Genomic DNA, 19,623 nt, shown 5'->3' on the forward strand with positions numbered 1-19,623 from the left:
AAGCCGCCCCCCAGGAGTACATGAAGGCCCCTTCCTTGCGCCTAGTGCAAGGAAGGGGGCCTTCATGTACTTACAGCGTCAGGCCGCCGGGGTGAACAGCAGCGCCGTGTTGTGCCCGCCGAAGCCGAACGAGTTGCTGATCGCCGCGCCCAGCTCGACCTTGCGCGCCTCGCCGGAGACGACGTCGAGCTGCACCTTCGGGTCCAGGTCCTCGAGGTTCAGCGTCGCCGGGACGAGCCCGTGGTAGATCGCCAGGATCGTGGCGATGCCCTCGACCGCGCCCGCACCGCCGACCAGGTGGCCGAGCGCGCCCTTGGGAGCGGTCACCACGACGTGCTCGCCGACGGCCTTGCGGATCGCCGCGGCCTCGCCGACGTCGCCGACGACCGTCGAGGTCGCGTGCGCGTTGACGTGGCCGACGTCGGCAGGGGAGACCCCGGCCATCGTCATCGCCTGCCGCATGGCGGCGATCTGGCCGACGCCCTCCGGGTGGTTGCCCGTGATGTGGTACGCGTCCGAAGTGATCCCGTACCCGCTCAGCTGCGCGTAGATCCGCGCGTTGCGGGCCTTGGCGCGATCCGCCCGCTCGAGGATCACGACACCGGAGCCCTCGCCGAGGACGAAACCGTCACGGTTCACGTCGAACGGCCTGGACGCCTTCGTCGGGTCGTCGTTCCGGGTGGACACCGTCCGCGCCTGGGCGAAACCGGCGAGGGTGATCGGGTGGATGCACGATTCGGCACCACCGGCGACCACGACGTCGGCACGGCCCGAGCGGATCATCTCGTAACCGGCGGCGATGCCTTCCGCGCCCGACGCGCAGGCCGACGCGGGCGAATGCACACCGGCACGCGCCTTCAGGTCGATCCCGACGTGAGCGGCAGGGCCGTTCGGCATCAGCATCGGCACGGTCAGCGGAGAAACCTTGCGGAGTCCCTGCTTGTGCAGAAGGTCGTTCTGGGAGATGAGGGTGACCGGACCGCCGACACCGGTACCGATGGTCACCCCGAGGCGCTCGGGTTCCACATCCTGATGCTCGTCGGTCGGCTGCTCGAAGCCCGCGTCCGCCCAAGCCTGCCGGGCGGCGATGAGCGCCACCTGCTCACAGCGGTCCAGCCGCCGGGCCTGGACCCGCGGCAGGACTTCGGACGGGTCGACGGCGAGCATGGCGCCGATCTTCACCGGCAGTTCGAGTTCGTCGACCCAGTCGGCTTCGATGCGGCGGATCCCGCTCGCCCCGGCGAGCAGGCCGTCCCACGTGGACGCGACGTCCCCGCCGAGCGGCGTGGTCGCGCCCATCCCGGTGATCACGACGTCGATGTTGCTCATTGGAGTCTCCCCAAGGTCGGCGCCAATCAAGAAGTCGGACTTACTTGGAATTGGCCGACACGTAGTTCACCGCGTCGCCAACGGTCTTCAGGTTCGCCAGCTCGTCGTCCGGGATCTTGACGCCGAACTTGTCCTCGGCCTGGACAGCGATCTCCACCATGGACAGCGAGTCGATGTCGAGGTCGTCCACGAAGGACTTCTCGGCGGTCACGTCGTCCTGCGCCACACCGGCGACCTCTTCGACGATCTCGGCGAGGCCGGCGAGGATCTCTGCGTTGTCTGCCACTGGTTGTTCCCTTCTCGGTGATGCTTTCGGCTGCCCTGCGGACACGGTGTCCACAGGGGAAGTATTCATCACGGGCAGATGAAGGCCTGGCCCGCGTAGGAGAGTCCGGCACCGAAGCCCACGGCGAGCACGACGTCGCCCGGTTTGGCGGTCCCGGCCTTGCGCATATGGTCCAGCGCCAGCGGAATCGACGCGGACGAGGTGTTGCCCGAGTACTTGATGTCGTCGGCGACGACCAGGTCCTCGCGGGCGCCCTTGGCGCGCAGCTTCTTGGCGATGGCCTCGACGATGCGCAGATTGGCCTGGTGCGGGATGAGCACGTCCACATCGGACGGTTCGAGCCCGGCGAGTTCCAGCGCCTGCATGGCGATCGGCGCGATCTGCGTGGTCGCCCAGCGGAAGACCGACTGGCCCTCCTGGTAGATCCACTTGTCGTCGCGCATGTAGATCAGGTCGACGTGCTCGCCCGCGCTGCCCCAGGCGACCGGGCCGATCTGCGCGGTGTCGGCCGCGCCGACCACCGCCGCGCCCGCACCGTCGGCGAAGATGATCGCGTTCGCGCGGTCGACCGGGTCGACGTGGTCGGTGAGTTTCTCGGCGCCGATGACGAGCGCCTTCTTCGCGCTGCCCGCGCGGATCAGGTCCGAGGCGACGCCGATGCCGTAGCAGAACCCGGCGCAGGCGGCGTTGAGGTCGAACGCGGCCGGATGCGTGATGCCGATCCGGTCGGCCACCTGCGCGGCGGCGTTCGGGATCTGGGTGGGCATCGTGCAGTTCGGCAGGATGACCGTGTCCACTTCGGACGGATCGACGCCGGCGTCCGCCAGTGCGGCGGTGCCCGCCTTGACCGCCATGTCGACCAGCGACTCGTCCTTCTCGGCGAACCGGCGCTCGACGATGCCGACCCGCTCGCGGATCCACTGGTCGTTGGTGTCCATGATCTTCGAGAGATCGTCGTTGGTCACGATCTTCTCGGGCTGGAAGCTCCCGACACCGAGGATGCGGGTCCCGGCGGCGCCCGGCGCCTGCCGCAAGGTGGATCGGTCGGTCACGAAGCGTCCTCCTGCCCCTGAAGCTTCGCCAGCTCGGCGGGCGTCTTCAGCGCGATGGTGGTGGTCACGGTTCCCTTGAGCTGCCGCTTGACCAGCCCGGTCAGCGTGCCCGCCGGCGGAAGTTCGAGCGTCGAGGTGACACCCGCGGAGACCAGGCCGTCCATGGTCAGGTCCCAGCGCACCGGGCTCGTGACCTGCTTGACCAGCCGGTCGAGGTACTCGGCCCCGCTGGTGACGACCTGGCCGTCGGCGTTCGACAGCAGCGGACGCGTCGGGTCCGCCGGGGTGATCTTCGCAGCGTGGGCCGCCAGCGCTTCACGCGCGGGTGCCATGTAGGAGGTGTGGAACGCGCCCGCGACCTTGAGGGCGCGGACCTTCGTGCCCTCAAGCGGCTCCGCCACGATCTTCTCGATCGCGTCGGCGGCACCGGAGGCGACGATCTGGCCTGCGCCGTTGCGGTTCGCCGCGGCGAGGCCGTGGCCCTCGAGCCACGCGACGACCTGCTCCGGGTCGCCGAGCATGACCGCGGCCATGCTGGTGGGCTCCAGCGCGCACGCCTTCGCCATTTCCGTGCCGCGGACGGCGGCCAGCGCGACGGCGTCTTCGGGGCTCAGCACCCCGGCGACGGCGGCGGCCGCCAGTTCGCCGACGGAGTGACCGGCGACCGGCGCGTCCGCGGAGACCGGGGCCTCACGCTGAAGGTGCTCGAACGCCAGCAGTGACAGCGCCACGATCAGCGGCTGCGTGATCGCGGTGTCCTGGATCTCTTCGGCGTCCGCTTCGGTGCCGAGGCGGACGAGGTCGAGACCGGCCCGCTCGGACCAGGCATCGACGCGCGCGCGGGCGCCGTCGAGCTCGAGCCAAGGGGAGAGCATGCCTGGGGCTTGGGAACCCTGACCGGGGGCGAGGACTGCAACTGTCACCCCACTAGAGAACACTCTCGGCCACCATGGTCGTGATGCCGACGCTCACCAAGTCCGGCCGACGTAATTGTCGGAACCCTCCAAAAGTGCCTTCCTGATCACCGCGCTTAACCCAAAAGCCTTGTCGGGTTCAACCAGCTTTCCCTATGAGGTCCATCACTGAACAGTCTATGTCGCCATCGCGAACACGTCGCCGGGCCGTGACTTTGCGGGGTCGGTCGAAGCGGGTGCTGAGCGGCCCGCCGCCCTGTTCGCGAGCCCTTCGGGCAAAACGCGGCACTCCAAGGGATCAAAGGACCTCGGTCGCCTTGGCCTGGGTCGAGTTCCCCTTCGCCTTGGTCTTGGTCGAGGGACGGCGTCACCAGAGGCCGCGGGCACGGGCCAGCCGCCCGACCGTCAGCGCCACCTTCAGCACCCAGGCGTCCCGCGATTCGGCGGCGTGGCGGCCGGTGAGTTCGGCCGCCTTCCGCAGCCGGTACCGGACGGTGTTCGGGTGCACGAACAGCGTTCGCGCGCAGGTCTCCAGGACGCCGCCGCTGTCGAGGTAGGTCTCCACCGTCCGCAGCAGTGCCGGGCCCGCCTCCTCCAGCGGCCGCGCGATCTGCTCGACGAGCAGGCGCTCGGCCTCGGGGTCGCCGGACAACGCGCGTTCCGGCAGTAGGTCGATCGACCTCGCGGGCCGCGGCGCGCCGGGCCAGCCGACGACGGCGCGTAATCCGGAAAGCGCCTCTGTCGCGCTGTGGTGCGCTTCGGCGAGGGTGGGCACCGTCGGGCCGGCGACGACGGGGCCCTCGGCGAAGGCGACCGAAAGCTTGGTGAGGATCTCGCGATCCTTGACGCTGCCGTCGGTGGGCCCGGCGATGACCACGACCAGCCGGGACCCCTGCACCGAAAGCAGCACCGGGCGCCCCACCCGCGCGGCGCGGCTGCGTACTTCGAACACGACGGCGGGCGGGTCGTCCGACGTCGGGGTGCCGACCAGCGCGGTGGCCGGCGCGGCCGGATCCCAGCCGAGCGCGGCGGCGCGGGAGAGCACCGCCTCCTCGGCGTCGCCGCGGACGATGCCGTCGACGACCAGCGCCTCCAGCCGCGCGTCCCAGGCGCCTCGCGCCTCGGCGGCGGCGGCGTAGGAGTTCGCGGCGGCGAACGCGATCTCCCTGCCGTAACGCAGGATCCCCTCGATCAGCGCGGCGCGTTCCGCCTCGTTCGCGGCGAACTCCGGCAACTGCTCCTCGAACACCTCGATCGCCAGCCGGACCATGCCGACCGCCTGCCGCAGGCTCACCCAGCGGGAGAGTTCGGCCGGTGCTTCGCGGAACGCTTCCGTGGTGAGGGAGAGGGCCTCCTTCGCGTCGCGCAGCCAGTCGACGAAACCGGCGGCACCCGCCTGGGTGATCAGCAGGACGCTCGCGCGCTGGTCGGCGGGAAGCCTGGCGAACCAGCTCAGCCGCTCCTCCATCACCGCCACACTCGCGCTCGCGAGCCGGCCGGAGGCGTGCTCGAGCCGCCGGAGGGTCTTGGCGGACAGCCCGTGGTGCTTGGGCACACGCCGTCCGGAGGTCACATCAGCCATGGTCAGCCGATCCTAGGCCGTGTCCGGCAAGCCGTGTTCGCGAAGCCCGTCGAACGGAATTGCCGGACACGGCCTGGTCCGCCGGGCGAAGGGCGCCGTCATCCTGCGGGCTTTCGCCTCCCATGTCCGAAGTGGACAGTAATCGGCGAGGAATGATGAAAGGTGTTCGCATAAAACTCGAGGCCGCCCGGCGCCTGCGTTTTTCGCTGCGCCGGACGGCCTCGTCTCCCCGGTCCCCACCGGTGGAACAAGTATGGGACTTGTCGATCTTTTCCCGCTAGCTCACTCACTCGATCGTGGGGTGCCGAGTTGCCGGTGCGGTACTCGTGATCAACGATCCCTCGCAAGCCGCACCGGGCAGGTCGCGGATGCGCAGAGGAGGGAGTTCGCCGTGGGCGAGCAGCTGAAAGACGGTCTGGGACAAGCATGGAACCTTGTCGCCACCTTCGTGCCGAAATTGGTCGGTTTCCTGATCATCCTGCTGATCGGCTGGCTGATCGCGAAAGCCGTGTCGAAGGCATTGGGACTGGTTCTGTCGAAGATCGGTTTCGGCAAGCTCGTCGAGAAGACCGGACTCACCGGAACGCTCAAACGGGCGAATGTCGACGCGAGCGGGATCCTCGTCAAACTCGTGTACTACTTCATTCTCCTGATCGCGTTGCAGCTCGCGTTCGGCGTATTCGGTGAGAGCAATCCGGTCAGCGCGCTGCTCAACGACATCATCGCGTTCCTGCCGCGGATCCTGGTGGCGCTGGTGCTGGTGGTCGTCGCGGCCGCCGTCGCGAAGGTCGTCCGCGACCTGGTGACCGGAGCGCTGTCCACCCGGCCCGCGGGACGGCTGCTCGGCACGATCGCCTACTGGATGATCATGGCGTTCGGCATCATCGCGGCACTCGGCCAGGTGAACATCGCGACGGCCGTGACGGGGCCGGTCCTGGTGGCCGTGCTCGCCACCGTCGGCGGCGTGATCGTCGTCGGCTTCGGCGGCGGCCTGATCAAGCCGGCGCAGGACCGCTGGCAGGGCTGGTTGGCCAACCTTCAGGGCCAGCTGGAGGCTCCGAACGGCAAGCAGGAGGTCCGTTCGGAGCCGCCGACTTCGCCCGTGGGCATCGGTCGCGTAGATTCCTGAGCATCCGCGCGGGCCCGGTGATCGAGGAAGGCACCGGGCCCGCGTGGAGTCGAAAGGGCCCGTCGCCGCGGAACACGCGGTGGAGGGCCCTTTTCGCGTCCTGTGAGCGTCTCTCGAGCCATCCGCCTGTTCCGCACCTCACACTCCCTAGGGAATGGCATCGGTACGGAGCATGTTGGAGCGGGAGACGGAGAGGGGTGCGGACGTGGACTTCCTGCTGCACAACGGTGTCACGGTGCTCGGACAGTGGATTTCCTTCGCCGAACTGGCGGGGCAGATCTTCGCGCTGGCCGTGGTCTTCCTGGCGCAACGCCGCACGTTGTGGACGTGGCCGGTGCAGGTCGGCGCCACCGTGCTGTTGTTCTCGGTCTACCTCTCCGCGCATCTCGGCGGGCTCGCGACCAGGCAGATCGCGATCCTCGCCATCTCGATCTACGGCTGGTGGGCCTGGTCCCGCCGCAGCGACCCGGTCTACGGCGTCGTCGTCCGCAAGGGCAGGCTCGGCGAACGCCTGGCGATGATCGGCGCGTTCGCGATCGGCACCACCGCGATGGCGCTGGTCCTCGACGCGTTGAACGCCTCGTGGGCGCCGTGGCCGGACGCCGCGATCTTCGTCGGCACGCTGGTCGCCTTCGCCGCGCAGGGCGCGGGTCTCGTCGAGTTCTGGCTGGTGTGGCTGGTCGTCGACGCGATCGGCGTGCCGCTTCAGCTCTCTTCGGGCCTGTACTTCTCCGCCGCGGTCTACATCGTGTTCGCCGGGTTGGTCGTGCACGGCTGGTGGAGCTGGAACCGCACCGCGAAGCAGGTGCGCACCGCTCCCTCCGGCGCCACCTTCGCGGCCCGCTGACCCCCGCGTTTCGTCCTCTGAATGCGGTAGTTGGCGACGCGAACCACCGCATCCAGAGGACGAAACGCGAGGGGGTCAGCGCATGATGGCGTGGGAGGGCTTGAGGTCGGCGAGGGTGCGGACACCCAGCAGCTGCATCGTCCGGACCATCTCGGCGCGCAGGATGTCCACGCACCGCTGAACGCCGCGCTCGCCCCCGGCCATCAGGCCGTAGAGGAACGCGCGCCCGATGAGCACCGCGTCCGCACCGCGCGCGAGCGCGGCCACGATGTCGCCGCCGGAGAGGATGCCGGTGTCGATCCACACCTCGGCGTCGCCCTGGATCTCGTCGAGCACCGCCGGGAGCAGTTCGATCGGCGTCGGCGCGCGGTCGAGCTGACGGCCGCCGTGGTTGGACAGCAGCACCGCGTCGGCGCCGTGCTTGACCACGTCACGCGCGTCGTCGACGTTCTGGATGCCCTTGACCACGAGCTTGCCCGGCCAGGTCCGGCGGACCCGGTCGAGGTCGTCGAAGTTCAGGGTCGGGTCGAAGAGCTTGTCGAGAAGTTGGGCGACCGTGCCGTCGAAGTGGCTCAGCGACGCGAAGGTCAGCGGCTCGGTGGTCAGCAGGTTGAACCACCACGCCGGGTGCATCGCGCCGTCGACGAAGGTCTTGAGGGTGAGCGCGGGCGGGATGGTCAGCCCGTTGCGGACGTCACGCAGCCGCGCGCCCGCGACCGGGGTGTCCACCGTCAGCATGAGCGTGTCGAAACCGGCTGCCCAGGCGCGATTCATCAGATCTTCGCCCGCCTTGTGGTCGCGCCAGACGTAGAGCTGGAACCACTTGCGGGCCTCCGGAGCGGCCTGGGCGAGGTCTTCGATCGACGTCGTCGCCATCGTCGACAGGCCCATCGGGATGCCGTTGCGCTGCGCGACGCGGGCCACCGCGGACTCGCCCTCGTGGTTCATCATGCGGGTGAACCCGGTCGGCGCGAACGCGAACGGCAGCTCCGAACGCTTGCCGAGGATCTCCTTGCCGGTGTCCACATCGGACACTCCACGCAGGACGTTCGGGTGGAATTCCACGCTGCGGAAGGCTTGCCGGGCGCGACGGAGACTGTCTTCCAGCTCCGCGGCGCCGTCGGTGTAGTCGAACGCCGCCCGCGGCGTGCGCTTGCGGGCGAGCATCCGCAGGTCGGCGATCGTGTGCGCGCCCGCCAGCCGCCGGTCGGTCGGGTTGAGCACGATCGGCTTCGGCCGCAGGATCCGCTTCAGCTCACTCGGCTTCGGCAGTCGACGCTTCGTCACACTCGCTCACCCTTCCCGCTACCCACAAACATCCGATGTCTCACCCTAGCTCGCCCGGTCCCAAACGCAATGAAGGGGCCTTTCATCGCAAAATTTGCGATGAAAGGCCCCTTCATCTCAGCGTCAGGCGCTGCCGGAGTCCGACAACTGCGGACCCGCGGCGGCGACGTCGTCGAGGCGGTACTTCTGCGCCGCCTCGGCCACCTTCGCCCGGTCGAACTCGCCGCGCTTGGCGAGCGCGCTCAGCGTGCCGACCACGATCGACTGGGCGTCGACCAGGAACTTCCGCCGGGCGGCCGGGCGGGTGTCGGAGAACCCGAACCCGTCGGTGCCGAGCGTCAGCATGTCGTTCGGCACCCAGGGGCGGATGAGGTCCGGCACGGCGCGCATCCAGTCCGAAACCGCGACGACCGGCCCGTTCGCGCCGGACAGCTTCTGCGTGATGTACGGCACACGCGGGGAGTCGCCAGGGTGGAGCAGGTTGTCGTGATCGGCCTCGACGGCCTCGCGCCGCAGCTCGGTCCACGACGTCGCCGACCACACGGCCGCGCGTACGCCCCACTCCTCGGCCAGCATCTGCTGGGCGCGAAGAGCGTCCGGCATGGTGACGCCGGAGACCAGGATCTGCGCCTCCGGGCCCTCGCCCGACGGCGCGTCGGCGTACTTGTAGAGACCCCTGAGCAGGCCGTCGACGTCGAGGTTCTCGGGCTCGGCGGGCTGCTGGTAGGGCTCGTTGTAGATCGTCATGTAGTAGAAGATGTTCTCGCCGTTGCCGTCCGGCCCGGTCTCGCCGTACATCCGGCGAAGGCCGTCCCGCACGATGTGGGCGATCTCGAACGACCACGCCGCGTCGTAGGCCACGACGGCCGGGTTGGTCGCCGCCAGCAGCAGCGAGTGCCCGTCGGCGTGCTGCAGGCCCTCACCGGTCAGCGTGGTGCGGCCGGCGGTGGCGCCGAGCACGAACCCGCGGGCCATCTGGTCCGCCGCCGCGTAGAGGCCGTCACCGGTCCGCTGGAACCCGAACATCGAGTAGAAGATGTAGATCGGGATCATCGGCTCGCCGTGCGTGGCGTACGAGGTGCCGACGGCGGTGAACGACGCGGTTGACCCCGCCTCGTTGATGCCCTCGTGCAGGATGACGCCCTTTTCGGACTCCTTGTAGGCCAGCATCAGGCTCGCGTCGACCGACGTGTACGTCTGGCCGTGCGGGTTGTAGATCTTGGCCGTCGGGAACATCGAGTCGAGACCGAAGGTGCGCGCCTCGTCCGGGATGATCGGGACGATCCGCTTGCCGATCTCGGAGTCCTTCGCCAGCTCGCGGACGAGCCGGACGAACGCCATCGTGGTGGCGACCTCCTGCTTGCCCGAGCCCTTGCGGATGCCTTCGTAGACCTTGTCGCCGGGCAGCACGAGGGCCTTCGACGCCTTCGGGCGGCGCTCCGGCAGGAAACCGCCGAGCGCCTTCCGGCGGCCGATCAGGTACTCGATCTCCGGCGATTCCTTGCCCGGGTGGTAGTACGGCGGCAGCTTCGGGTCGCGCTCGAGCTCCTCGTCGCTGATCGGGATGCGCTGGGCGTCCCGGAACAGCTTGAGGTCGTCGAGGGTGAGCTTCTTCATCTGGTGCGTGGCGTTGCGGCCCTCGAAGGACGGCCCGAGGCCGTAACCCTTGATGGTGTGGGCCAGGATCACCGTCGGCTGGCCGTGGTGCTCCAGCGACGACTTGTAGGCCGCGTAGACCTTGCGGTAGTCGTGCCCGCCACGCTTGAGGTTCCAGACGTCGGCGTCGGTGAGGTCCTTGACCAGCTCCTTGGTCCGCGGGTCGCGGCCGAAGAAGTGCTCGCGGACGAAGGCGCCGTCGTTGGCCTTGTAGGTCTGGAAGTCGCCGTCCGGTGTGGTGTTCATCAGGTTGACCAGCGCGCCGTCACGGTCGGCGTGCAGCAGCGAGTCCCACTCGCGGCCCCAGATGACCTTGATGACGTTCCAGCCCGCGCCGCGGAAGTACGACTCCAGCTCCTGGATGATCTTGCCGTTGCCGCGCACCGGGCCGTCGAGCCGCTGCAGGTTGCAGTTGATCACGAAGGTCAGGTTGTCGAGGCCCTCGCCGGCGGCCACGTGGATGAGGCCGCGCGATTCCGGCTCGTCCATCTCGCCGTCGCCGAGGAACGCCCAGACGTGCTGGTCGCTGGTGTCCTTGATGCCGCGATCGCGCAGGTAGCGGTTGAATCGCGCCTGGTAGATCGCGTTCATCGGGCCGAGGCCCATGGACACGGTCGGGTTCTCCCAGAACTCCGGCATCAGCCGCGGGTGCGGGTACGACGGCAGGCCGCCGCCCTCGCCGGCGTGCGAGAACTCCTGGCGGAAGCCGTCCAGCTGGTTCTCGGTCAGCCTGCCTTCGAGGAACGCGCGGGCGTAGATGCCGGGGGAGGCGTGCCCCTGGATGAAGATCTGGTCGCCGCCGCCCGAGTGGTCCTTGCCGCGGAAGAAGTGGTTGAAGCCCACTTCGTACAGCGCCGCGGACGAGCCGTAGGTCGAGATGTGCCCGCCGACGCCGACGCCGGGACGCTGCGCGCGGTGCACCATGATCGCGGCGTTCCACCGGATGTAGGCGCGGTAGCGGCGCTCGATCTCCTCGTCACCGGGGAACCAGGGTTCGTTCTCGGTGGGGATGGTGTTGACGTAGTCCGTCGACGTCAGCGCCGGAACGCCGACGTGGCGTTCCCTGGCCCGCTCGAGGATGCGCAGCATCAGGTACCGGGCGCGCTGCTGACCACCCCTGGCCAGCGCCTCGTCGAAGGAGTCCAGCCATTCGGCGGTCTCCTCCGGGTCGATGTCGGGCAGGTGCGCCGCCAATCCGTCACGGATGACGCGGACGCGTGCCGGGGTCTCCTTGCCGGAGGCGCCGTCGTTCTGCGGGGCCAAGGGGTCTCCTTGCGAAAGGTGGTAGCTGGTTGTGCTCGTACGCGGGCGTGTTCGCCTTCCATCGTCGTCCTCCGGTTCCGTTCTCGTCACCGCTACTGATCGGTAACGTTCGCGGACCCGATTGCGACACGCCTCGCACGCGCCTGTACTCGCGCGCGCGTTTTCTCTCTCACCCTAAAGCAGGCCGTTCGGAGGTGCCCAGGCGCGCCCGGATTGACCCCGCGAGAGTGGGCTGAATGTCCGTACGCCGCGACACGAGTTGTTCAAGATCCGGTGTGGACGGTTGCGCGGAACGCTTCACCAGTGTTCGCTAACGGGCATCGTGTACCCGAGTGTGGTGCCCGCCCGGCCGATCAGGCCGACGCGACACCACGCTCCGTCGTAGTTGGAGGAGTGACAGCAGTGGTCGCCGCGGGAGACGCTGATCAGAGCAGCGTCGCCGAAAGGCTCGGGATCAAGCCGGACATGGTGGTCCAGGAGATCGGCTGGGACGAGGACGTCGACGACGACCTTCGTGCGGCGATCGAGGAACAGATCGGCGGCGACATCCTCGACGAGGACGCCGACGAGGTCATCGACGTGGTGCTGCTTTGGTGGCGCGAGGACGACGGTGATCTCGGTGACACGCTGATCGAGGTCCGGACCCCCCTGAACGAGAACGGCGTGATCTGGGTGCTGACCCCCAAGACGGGCCAGCCCGGGCATGTCGAGCCGAGTGAGATCGCCGAAGCGGTGCCGCAGGTCGGGCTGGCGCAGACGGCCAACATCAGCGCCGGTCCCAAGTGGGCGGGCACGCGGCTGGTTTCGCCGAAGTCGTCCAAGACCAAGCGGTGACCTCTCCGGGCGTGCGATCGACACGATAGGGTTGTCGTCGCAGGCCCCTGTTCGCTCTTGAGAGGAAACCGCCGGTATGGCCGTCGAGGTCGGATCGCAAGCCCCGGACTTCACGCTCAACGACTACAACAAGCAGTCCGTGACGCTGTCGTCCTTCAAGGGCGAGAAGCCGGTCCTGCTCGTGTTCTACCCGTTCGCGTTCAGCGGCATCTGCACCGGCGAGCTGTGCCAGCTCCGCGACGAGTTCGCGGACTACGACGGCCAGGGCGTCCAGGTCATCGGTGTGTCCGTGGACACCCCGTTCTCGCTCAAGGCGTGGGCCGAGCAGGAGGGCTACCAGTTCCCGCTGCTTTCGGACTTCTGGCCGCACGGTGAGGTCGCGAAGGCCTACGGCGTCTTCAACGAGGCGGCCGGTCTGGCCACCCGCGGCACCTTCCTGATCGACAAGGACGGCGTCGTGCGGTTCGCCGAGGTCAACCAGCCCGGCGAGGCGCGCGACCAGCAGGCGTGGAAGAAGGCCGTGGCCTCGCTGGCCTGAGTCTTCACCGGTGGCACCCGTGCGCGGGTGCCACCTCCCGGGCGCATAGCTCAGCGGGAGAGCACTCGGTTTACACCCGAGCGGTCGTAGGTTCGATCCCTACTGCGCCCACCGAAAACCCGGCGACAGCCCTGCCCGCGCGGGCTACCTTCGGCCGCATGCACGACCTCACGTGGCGGCCGCTCACCCCGCGGGACGCCCAGGCGTCGGCCGACCTCCTCAACGCCATGGAGACCGCCGACGGGATCGGCGAGAACTACACGGCGGAGGATACCCTCCAGGAGCTGATCGACCCGTACGCGGATCTGGAACGGGCGAGTCTCGCCGCCTTCGACGGCGACGTGATGGCCGGCTACCTGAAGATCCGGTTCAAGCCGTCCGCGGAAGAGGTCCACCGGGTCTTCCTCGACGGCGGCGTCCATCCCGCGTATCGCCGCCGGGGGATCGGCGCCACGCTCGTCGACGCGGGCGTGGCGGCGGCCAAGGTGGTGCACGAGCTGCATCACCCGTCGGCGAAGCTCGTGGTGGACGTCAACCGGCCCGAGCGCATCGCGGGTTTGGCCGAGCTAGTCCGCTCCCGGGGATTCGTACCGGTGCGCTACTTCCAGCGCATGGAGCACTCGCTCTCCGCGTTGGATGTTCCGGTGCTCCCCGACGGGTTCGCGGTCGAGCCGTGGTCGAAGCGGAACAACGAGGATTTCCGGAATGTCCGGAACGAGGCGTACCGGGACCACTGGGGTGCCGTGCCGATGCCCGCCGATCTTTGGCGGAACAAGATCACCAACCAGACTTTCCGGCCCGACGTCAGCTTCCTGCTTCGTGAGGCGGGCCACGCGGTCGGTGTCCTGGTGACGATGAGCTGGGATGCCGACACGGAGGCCACCGGTGTCCGCGATGCGCACTTCATGGTGATCGGAACGCTTCGGGAGTATCGACGCCGGGGAGTCGCCGGCGCGCTGATGGGGCACGCGCTGCGGGCCGCCGCCGGGCAGGGCTACGACCGCGCGAGCCTGAACGTGGACTCGGCGGATCCTTTGGGCGCGTTCGGGGTCTTCGAGAAGGCGGGCTTCGTTTCGACGATGCGCTACGTGCGCTGGGCGCTCGAGGTCTGACACGCCACGCAATCAGTCGACTAACTGCGGCGAGACACGTGAAGGCCCCCTTCCCTCGGCTCAGCCGAGGGAAGGGGGCCTTCACGCACCCCCAACACCTGTGGAACGTTTTCGGTTTCGGCGGTCTGGTCTGCCCCCTCGGCAGGCCAGACCGCCGGTGTGCGCCGCGCCGCGGGTGGCGAACTTTCGGCTACACAAGAGAAGAGGCGGTCGGGACTGCCCAGATACATCAAGATCGGCGGCCATTGGAGTGATCCGGGCCGCGAGGGGCGATCACGCAGAGCGACTAGGCGCGCGTGAGCCTGTTCGCCAAGGTCGACATCGTGTAGGCCCCGATGCCCATGACGACTTCGAGGGCGTTCCGTTCGGTGTATCCGTGCCCGAGGAAGGTCCGCAGCGTCTCGTCGTCGACACCACCGGCGGTTTCGAGCACCGCCAGCGTGAACTGCCGGATGGCCTCCAAACGCTCGTCGGGCACGGGCTGCTGGGAGCGGAGCGCCTCGATGACGCCACCGTCCGCGCGCAGCCTCTTCAGTTTCGCGGTGTGCAGTTCGATGCAGACGTCGCAGCCGTTGCGCGTCGCCACGGTCATCACGACCGTCTCCCGCGCGAACGGATCGAGCGTCGTCTGCTCGAAACTCGCGCTCAGCTTCAGAAACCCATCGAGCAGTTCCGGAGACGTGGCCAGCCGGGCCACGGCGGTGGGGAGGTGGCCGAACTTCTTGATGGTCGCTTCCATCGAGCGGCGCGAGGCTTCGGGTGCGGTCTCGAGGGTGTGATCGGGAAACAAGGGTGCCCCTTAAGATGGTCAATGTGGTTGACGAAAAGGTAAACCAGGTTGTCGAACAACGCAAGCGGGTTTCCGACCCGCCCGGGTTCGAGCTACCGCTTCTGCTGTTCGCGGGCTTCCGCTCGATCATCGACCGGATGCACGACGAGCTGGCCGAACAGGGGCATCCCGAGGTCCGCCCGGCGTTCGGCTTCGCCATGCAGGCGATCGGCCGCGAGGGCGCGACGGCGAGCGAGATCGGGCGGCGGCTCGGCGTCAGCAAGCAGGCGGCGGGCAAGACCGTCGACAAGCTGGAGCAGCTCGGCTACGTCGCGCGTGTCGACGACCCGGCCGACGCGCGGCGCAAGGTCGTGCGGCTCACCGGCCGCGGGTTCGACTCACTCGGCCGGACGGCGGCGATCTTCGAGGAACTGCGCGAGGAGTGGGCCGCCACGCTGGGCGCCGAAAGAGTCCGCGCGCTCGAAACGGACCTCCGCACGATGGCGCCCGCGGACGGCTTCCGCCTCGACGTGGCGGGCTGGTTCGGGGCCTAGGGCGGCACGGGCGGACACGGCTTAGAAAGGACAACCCGGGTTGGGCGCGTCCTGTGACAGCGGACTTCCGTGCGGCAGTACGTAGAGCACTTCCAGCACCACCGGCGTCGTCCCGAGGTTCCGTCCGATGTGGACGGTGTCGCTCGGCTCGGTGAAGACGGCGCCCTTCCGGTACAGGCCGTCGAGCCCGCAGTCGGCCGAGTTGTGCGTCAGCGTGCCGGCCTTGACGTACGCGCGCAGCGTGCCGTCGTGGTAGTGCCAGCCGGTGTAGCCGCCGGGCTGGATGACGACCTCGCGCAGCACGTAGTCGGTGTCCCCGACCGTCTTCTGGTGGAAGATCGCCCCGGTCACGCCGGATCCGGGCGTCGCGTCGGCCGTCGCGGGGACGGCCAGTGCGAGAACGAGGGTGGCGAGCAGTGTGGTCACGGACCGCAGGCGCATGAGCGAACCGTACCGCGACCGGCGCTGCCCGAAAGGGCCGTTCACTCCGCCCGAAGTCAGCTGATTCGCGCGCGCCGATAGCTCGCCGAAGGTGCTCATTCCGTCTCCGATTCGGGAGGCCGCAGGCTTTTCAGGTGCCGCCGGAGCACTGTGCGCATCAGCTCCGGCGAAGTCCGGCCCGTCGACAGCGCGAGCCCGTCCAGCAAGGCCGCCAGCCGTTCGGTCTCCACGGCCAGGTCGAGGCCGTCGAGGAGGCCACCTGCTTGGTTCGCGCCGTCGAGCACCCGCCGGACGAGGGCGCGGACTCCGTCGTACATGCGGCCGGCCTCCTCGGCGAGGTCCGGGCGGTTCTTCGCGGCGGCCGAAAACGCCAGCCAGACGTCGGTTTCCGCCCGGGTCTGTTCGGTGAGCGGGAGCACTTCGCCGAGCAGCTCCTCGGTGATCTCGTGCCGCCGCGAGCGCGGTGTCGCGGGGTCGAGCAGCGCGGGGAGGTGTCCCAGCAGTCTCGCTTCGAGCCGGTCGCCGAGCGATCGCATGGCGAACACGATCAACTCGTCGTGCCCGCGGAAATAGTGCCGCACCGAACCGATCGCGAGACCGGCCTCCTCGGCCACGCTCCGGAGCGACGCTTGCGGGAGACCGTCGCGCTGGATCACCCGGAAGACGGCTTCGGCTATCTCCAGGCGCCGGGCATCGGGGTCGACGATCTTGGGCATGTTGCCTTTATAGCACGACCTTGCTATTTTATTTGGCATAGTCATGCTACAAAGGGGGAATCCATGAGGACCTGGTTGCTGATCGCACTGGTGGTCGCCGCGGTGATCGTGATCGTCGTGCGCAGGCTGCGTGGGGAGCCGTTGGTCGCCCGCGAGGTGTTCGGGGCGCCGGTCGTCCTGCTCGCGATCGGGGTCTACGGCCTGGTGAAGCTCGAAAGCTTCACCTTCACGGACGGCGTCTGGCTCGTGCTGGGTGCCGTCGTCGGGTGCGGCCTCGGCGCGGTGCGCGCCACTACCACGAAACTGTTCGAGCGCGACGGCGTCCTGTGGCTGCGCTACACCGGATGGACGTTCGGCGTCTGGGTACTGTCGCTCGTGGTGAACTTCGGCATCGGTTTCCTGGCCACGATGGCCGGCGCGCATCCCGACGCGCGGCCGGTGACGTTGTCGATCGGGGTCAGCCTGCTGGGGGAGGCGTTGGTGCTCGGAATGCGCGCGAAGACGACGGGGCTGCCGTACGCCCCGCCGTCCGAGTCGGTGCTTTCTCGTCGCTAAGCCATTTTCTCGACTTCACCGACGAGGAGCGCCATGTCGTCTTCGGTGTTGAAGTAGTGCACCGAAGACCGGACCAGCGGCGGCAATCCACGTTCGGCGAAATCGAATTGGGCGGACGTCGCTTCCGTGACGCTCACGTTGATCTTCGCCGCGGCCAGCTGCTGTTTCACTTCCTGCGCCGGTGTTTTCGCCACGCTGAACGTGACGATGCCGCACTGTCGCGTGCCTTGGTCGTGGACTTGGACGCCGGGGATCTCGCGCAGCGCGTCGCGCAGTTTCGACGCGAGCGAGGCGACACGGGCTTCAATGGCGGGCATGCCCCATTCGAGGGCGTAGTCGATCGCCGCGCCGAGGCCGTGCAGGGCAGCGTGATCGCGTTCCCAGACCTCGAACATCTTCGCCGTCGGATCGACTTCGTAGGTTTCGGGCGCGGTCCACGCCGCCGAGTGAAGGTCGAGCATCGCGGGCTCGACGCGCTCGCGCAGCCGCGGGTGCGCGTAGAGGAACCCGGTGCCCCGCGGACCGCGCAGGTACTTGCGGCCGGTGACGCTGAGGGCGTCGCAGTTGAGGCGTGCGACGTCGAGGTCGATCTGGCCGGCGCTCTGGCACGCGTCCAGCAAAAACGGGATCCCGGCCTCGCGCGCGACCGCGCCGATCTCTTCGGCGGGGTTCACCAGCCCGCCCTGGGTCGGCACGTGGGAGACGGCGATCAGTTTGACGTCACCGTCGACGCGGCGCTTGAGGTCTTCGACGTCCAGTTGCCCGGACTCGTCGTTGTCGACCACCTCGACGACGGCACCGGTGCGCTTCGCGATCTGCAGGAAGGAGATGACGTTGCTCGCGTACTCGGATTTCGCCGTCAGGATCCGGTCTCCCGCCGAGAACGGGAGCGCGTAGAAGATCGCCTGCCATGACCGGGTCGCGTTGTCGGTCAGGGCGATGTCTTCGGGCTCGGCGCCGACGAGGCGCGCGGCCGAGGCGTAGACGCCGTTCAGCCGCTCCACGGTCGCCGCGGCCTGCTCATATCCGCCGATCAGGGCCTCTTCGCGCAGGTAACCGACGACGGTGTCGGTCACCCGTGCGGGCGGCAGCGACGATCCGGCGTTGTTGAGGTGGACCACCTCCGCGCAGCCTGGTGTATCGGCGCGGGCGCGGTGCACATCGAAGTCGGTCATGCCTCACTGAATACAGTACGGCTGAAGTGCATGCAATACTGCACCGATGACGAGGAACCTGCTCCGGCGCGACCTCGCGGAGGAGATCACCGCCCGCGTGCTCGACGGCCGCATCGCCGCGGACAGCCGCATCAACGAGGTGCACCTCGCCCGCGAACTGGGTGTCAGCCGGACCCCGTTGCGCGAGGCGTTGATCGGGCTGGCCGACCGCGGGCTGCTCGTCTCGGCGCCGGGCCGCGGCTTCCTCGTGCCGCCGTTCGATCCGGACGAGGCCCGGCAGCTGTACCCGCTCGTCGCCGAGCTCGAATCGCTCGCGTTGCGCTGGAGTTCGCCGCAGGACCTCGCCGGGCTCACCGGCGGACTGGACCGGATCACCGCCGAGATGGCCGCCGAGATGGCCAGGCAGGGCGACCTGTCCACTTTGGACGACCGATGGCACGCGCTGCTCGTCTCACGGTGCACGAATCCGCATCTGCTGCGCCTGCTCGAGCAGACGAAGCCGCTGCTGAAACGCTATGACGCGCGCTATTTCGGTGGCGTCGAACGCGCCAGGGAGAGTATCGACGAGCACCACCGGATCGCCGAAGCGATCCGCGTCTCCGACCTCGCGACGGCGGTGGAGCTGCTCGTGCGGAACTGGGTGAAAACGTTGGCTTATCTGGAAGACATGGGGTGACACGATGTTCGTGACGGCACATCTGAGCGACAATCATCTCGACGGCGGGGAGCGCGCCGACGAACGCACCGCACGGGTCATGCGCTATCTGGCGAACCTGGCGACGCCGGTCGACGCGATCCTGGTGACCGGCGACATCACCGACCACGGCACACTTGAGGAATACCGGCGCGCGGCCGAGCTCTTCAAGACCGACGTCCCGCTCTTCGTCGCCCCCGGCAACCACGACGAACGCGGCCCGTTCCGCGAAGGGCTGCTCTGCCAGGCGCCGGACGACTCCCCGGTCAACACGGCGCACACCGTCGGCGACGTCACCTTCGTCATGGCCGATTCGACCATTCCCGGCAAACCCGACGGGCAGTTCGACGACGAGACCATGGCTTGGCTGGACGGCGTGCTCGGCGACGGCGACGGGCCGGCCTTCATCGCCTTCCACCACCCGCCGGTCGCGCTCGGGCTGCCGCTGGTGGACGCGATGCGCCAGTACGGTGAGGAAAGGCTGGCCGAGGTGCTCGCGCGCCATCCGCGCGTGGTCGCCCTGCTGTGCGGGCACGTCCACGCCGCGGCGTCGACGATGTTCGCGGGAGTGCCGCTGCGGTCGGCGCCGTCGGTCGGGTCGAGCATCCTGTTCCCGTGGGAGCGCAACGGGCTGCGGTCCTGGGGTGAAGGGGGACCGGTCGACTACGACCTGCCGCCGTCGCTGCTGTTCCACGTGCTGCACGACGACGGCAGGCTGACCACGCACCAGCGGGTCGTCCCGGCCTGAGCCTCCCCCGCCTGACGTGTTGCGAAAGCCACTTTCGCAACCTTCAACGTTGCGAAAGTGGCTTTCGCAACGTGCCGGTGCGCGGGCGGCGGTTTCGCGCGTCTGGATGGACGGCTCGCGGGTGGAGCTCGCGAGCAGCCTC

The 19,623-nt window shown here is 68.6% G+C and carries 20 protein-coding genes and 1 tRNA gene; 10 read left to right on the forward strand and 11 right to left on the reverse strand.

Annotated elements, in window-relative coordinates:
• Positions 1 to 78: 78 nt before the first annotated feature.
• The 5 genes from ACLJQ7_RS38885 to ACLJQ7_RS38905 form a co-directional block, all read right to left on the reverse strand.
• On the reverse strand, positions 79 to 1,329 hold the full coding sequence (locus tag ACLJQ7_RS38885) for a beta-ketoacyl-[acyl-carrier-protein] synthase family protein (protein WP_410653190.1): 1,251 nt from the start codon (positions 1,327 to 1,329) through the stop codon (positions 79 to 81).
• Between the two features lie 40 nt (positions 1,330 to 1,369).
• Positions 1,370 to 1,615: an acyl carrier protein gene (locus ACLJQ7_RS38890; RefSeq protein ID WP_004559006.1), complete on the reverse strand. Its 246-nt coding sequence runs from the start codon at positions 1,613 to 1,615 to the stop codon at positions 1,370 to 1,372.
• 68 nt (positions 1,616 to 1,683) lie between these two features.
• Positions 1,684 to 2,667, reverse strand: coding sequence for a beta-ketoacyl-ACP synthase III (locus ACLJQ7_RS38895; protein WP_410653191.1), 984 nt, complete (start codon positions 2,665 to 2,667; stop codon positions 1,684 to 1,686).
• Entirely contained in the window at positions 2,664 to 3,590 is a 927-nt protein-coding gene (locus tag ACLJQ7_RS38900) for an ACP S-malonyltransferase (RefSeq protein WP_410653192.1), read from the reverse strand. The genes ACLJQ7_RS38895 and ACLJQ7_RS38900 overlap by 4 nt, the downstream gene beginning before the upstream one ends.
• Positions 3,591 to 3,948: 358 nt before the next feature.
• Positions 3,949 to 5,163: a PucR family transcriptional regulator gene (locus tag ACLJQ7_RS38905; protein ID WP_410653193.1), complete on the reverse strand. Its 1,215-nt coding sequence runs from the start codon at positions 5,161 to 5,163 to the stop codon at positions 3,949 to 3,951.
• Between the two features lie 391 nt (positions 5,164 to 5,554).
• Here ACLJQ7_RS38905 and ACLJQ7_RS38910 point away from each other — a divergent pair, with 391 nt between their 5' ends.
• Positions 5,555 to 6,292, forward strand: a complete 738-nt coding sequence (locus ACLJQ7_RS38910; protein ID WP_410653194.1) for a mechanosensitive ion channel family protein — start codon at positions 5,555 to 5,557, stop codon at positions 6,290 to 6,292.
• Between the two features lie 205 nt (positions 6,293 to 6,497).
• Entirely contained in the window at positions 6,498 to 7,139 is a 642-nt protein-coding gene (locus ACLJQ7_RS38915; RefSeq protein WP_410653195.1) for a nicotinamide riboside transporter PnuC, read from the forward strand.
• Positions 7,140 to 7,214: 75 nt separating this feature from the next.
• Here the strand turns inward: ACLJQ7_RS38915 and ACLJQ7_RS38920 are convergent, their stop codons facing one another.
• Both ACLJQ7_RS38920 and aceE read right to left on the reverse strand, forming a co-directional pair.
• Positions 7,215 to 8,426, reverse strand: coding sequence for an alpha-hydroxy-acid oxidizing protein (locus tag ACLJQ7_RS38920; protein ID WP_410653196.1), 1,212 nt, complete (start codon positions 8,424 to 8,426; stop codon positions 7,215 to 7,217).
• A gap of 123 nt (positions 8,427 to 8,549) precedes the next feature.
• The gene (aceE, locus tag ACLJQ7_RS38925) at positions 8,550 to 11,345 is read right to left on the reverse strand and encodes a pyruvate dehydrogenase (acetyl-transferring), homodimeric type (RefSeq protein WP_410653197.1); all 2,796 of its coding nucleotides are present in this window, start codon (positions 11,343 to 11,345) and stop codon (positions 8,550 to 8,552) included.
• A 402-nt stretch (positions 11,346 to 11,747) separates the two neighbouring features.
• On the opposite strand from aceE, the gene ACLJQ7_RS38930 reads away from it, so the two are divergent.
• The 4 genes from ACLJQ7_RS38930 (at position 11,748) to ACLJQ7_RS38945 (ending at position 13,829) form a co-directional block, all read left to right on the forward strand.
• The gene (locus ACLJQ7_RS38930; RefSeq protein WP_034311133.1) at positions 11,748 to 12,179 is read left to right on the forward strand and encodes a DUF3052 domain-containing protein; all 432 of its coding nucleotides are present in this window, start codon (positions 11,748 to 11,750) and stop codon (positions 12,177 to 12,179) included.
• A 76-nt stretch (positions 12,180 to 12,255) separates the two neighbouring features.
• Positions 12,256 to 12,717, forward strand: coding sequence for a peroxiredoxin (locus ACLJQ7_RS38935; protein ID WP_037342406.1), 462 nt, complete (start codon positions 12,256 to 12,258; stop codon positions 12,715 to 12,717).
• 39 nt (positions 12,718 to 12,756) lie between these two features.
• A tRNA-Val gene (locus ACLJQ7_RS38940) sits at positions 12,757 to 12,828 on the forward strand.
• Positions 12,829 to 12,875: 47 nt separating this feature from the next.
• Positions 12,876 to 13,829 (forward strand): GNAT family N-acetyltransferase, encoded by a 954-nt coding sequence (locus tag ACLJQ7_RS38945; RefSeq protein WP_410653198.1) that lies wholly within the window; start codon positions 12,876 to 12,878, stop codon positions 13,827 to 13,829.
• Between the two features lie 286 nt (positions 13,830 to 14,115).
• On the opposite strand, the gene ACLJQ7_RS38950 is transcribed toward ACLJQ7_RS38945, so the two are convergent.
• Positions 14,116 to 14,619, reverse strand: a complete 504-nt coding sequence (locus tag ACLJQ7_RS38950) for a carboxymuconolactone decarboxylase family protein (RefSeq protein WP_410653199.1) — start codon at positions 14,617 to 14,619, stop codon at positions 14,116 to 14,118.
• Between the two features lie 14 nt (positions 14,620 to 14,633).
• On the opposite strand from ACLJQ7_RS38950, the gene ACLJQ7_RS38955 reads away from it, so the two are divergent.
• Complete coding sequence (locus tag ACLJQ7_RS38955) at positions 14,634 to 15,152, forward strand: MarR family winged helix-turn-helix transcriptional regulator (protein ID WP_410653200.1); 519 nt, start codon at positions 14,634 to 14,636, stop codon at positions 15,150 to 15,152.
• 21 nt (positions 15,153 to 15,173) lie between these two features.
• On the opposite strand, the gene ACLJQ7_RS38960 is transcribed toward ACLJQ7_RS38955, so the two are convergent.
• Together ACLJQ7_RS38960 and ACLJQ7_RS38965 are read right to left on the reverse strand one after the other, a co-directional pair.
• On the reverse strand, positions 15,174 to 15,593 hold the full coding sequence (locus tag ACLJQ7_RS38960) for a cupin domain-containing protein (protein WP_410653201.1): 420 nt from the start codon (positions 15,591 to 15,593) through the stop codon (positions 15,174 to 15,176).
• Positions 15,594 to 15,688: 95 nt separating this feature from the next.
• Positions 15,689 to 16,309, reverse strand: coding sequence for a TetR/AcrR family transcriptional regulator (locus ACLJQ7_RS38965; protein ID WP_410653202.1), 621 nt, complete (start codon positions 16,307 to 16,309; stop codon positions 15,689 to 15,691).
• 63 nt (positions 16,310 to 16,372) lie between these two features.
• On the opposite strand from ACLJQ7_RS38965, the gene ACLJQ7_RS38970 reads away from it, so the two are divergent.
• Entirely contained in the window at positions 16,373 to 16,864 is a 492-nt protein-coding gene (locus tag ACLJQ7_RS38970; RefSeq protein ID WP_410653203.1) for a DUF1453 domain-containing protein, read from the forward strand.
• Here ACLJQ7_RS38970 and ACLJQ7_RS38975 read toward each other — a convergent pair.
• Positions 16,861 to 18,039: an aminotransferase class V-fold PLP-dependent enzyme gene (locus ACLJQ7_RS38975; RefSeq protein ID WP_410653204.1), complete on the reverse strand. Its 1,179-nt coding sequence runs from the start codon at positions 18,037 to 18,039 to the stop codon at positions 16,861 to 16,863. The two genes, ACLJQ7_RS38970 and ACLJQ7_RS38975, sit on opposite strands and share 4 nt — an antisense overlap.
• Before the next feature lie 46 nt (positions 18,040 to 18,085).
• Between ACLJQ7_RS38975 and ACLJQ7_RS38980 the strand changes: the two genes are divergently transcribed.
• Complete coding sequence (locus ACLJQ7_RS38980) at positions 18,086 to 18,715, forward strand: GntR family transcriptional regulator (protein ID WP_410653205.1); 630 nt, start codon at positions 18,086 to 18,088, stop codon at positions 18,713 to 18,715.
• Positions 18,716 to 18,719: 4 nt separating this feature from the next.
• Positions 18,720 to 19,481: a metallophosphoesterase gene (locus ACLJQ7_RS38985; protein WP_410653206.1), complete on the forward strand. Its 762-nt coding sequence runs from the start codon at positions 18,720 to 18,722 to the stop codon at positions 19,479 to 19,481.
• Positions 19,482 to 19,623: the final 142 nt, after the last annotated feature.

Source organism: Amycolatopsis sp. cmx-4-54 (assembly GCF_046548895.1).
Taxonomy (GTDB): Bacteria; Actinomycetota; Actinomycetes; order Mycobacteriales; family Pseudonocardiaceae; genus Amycolatopsis.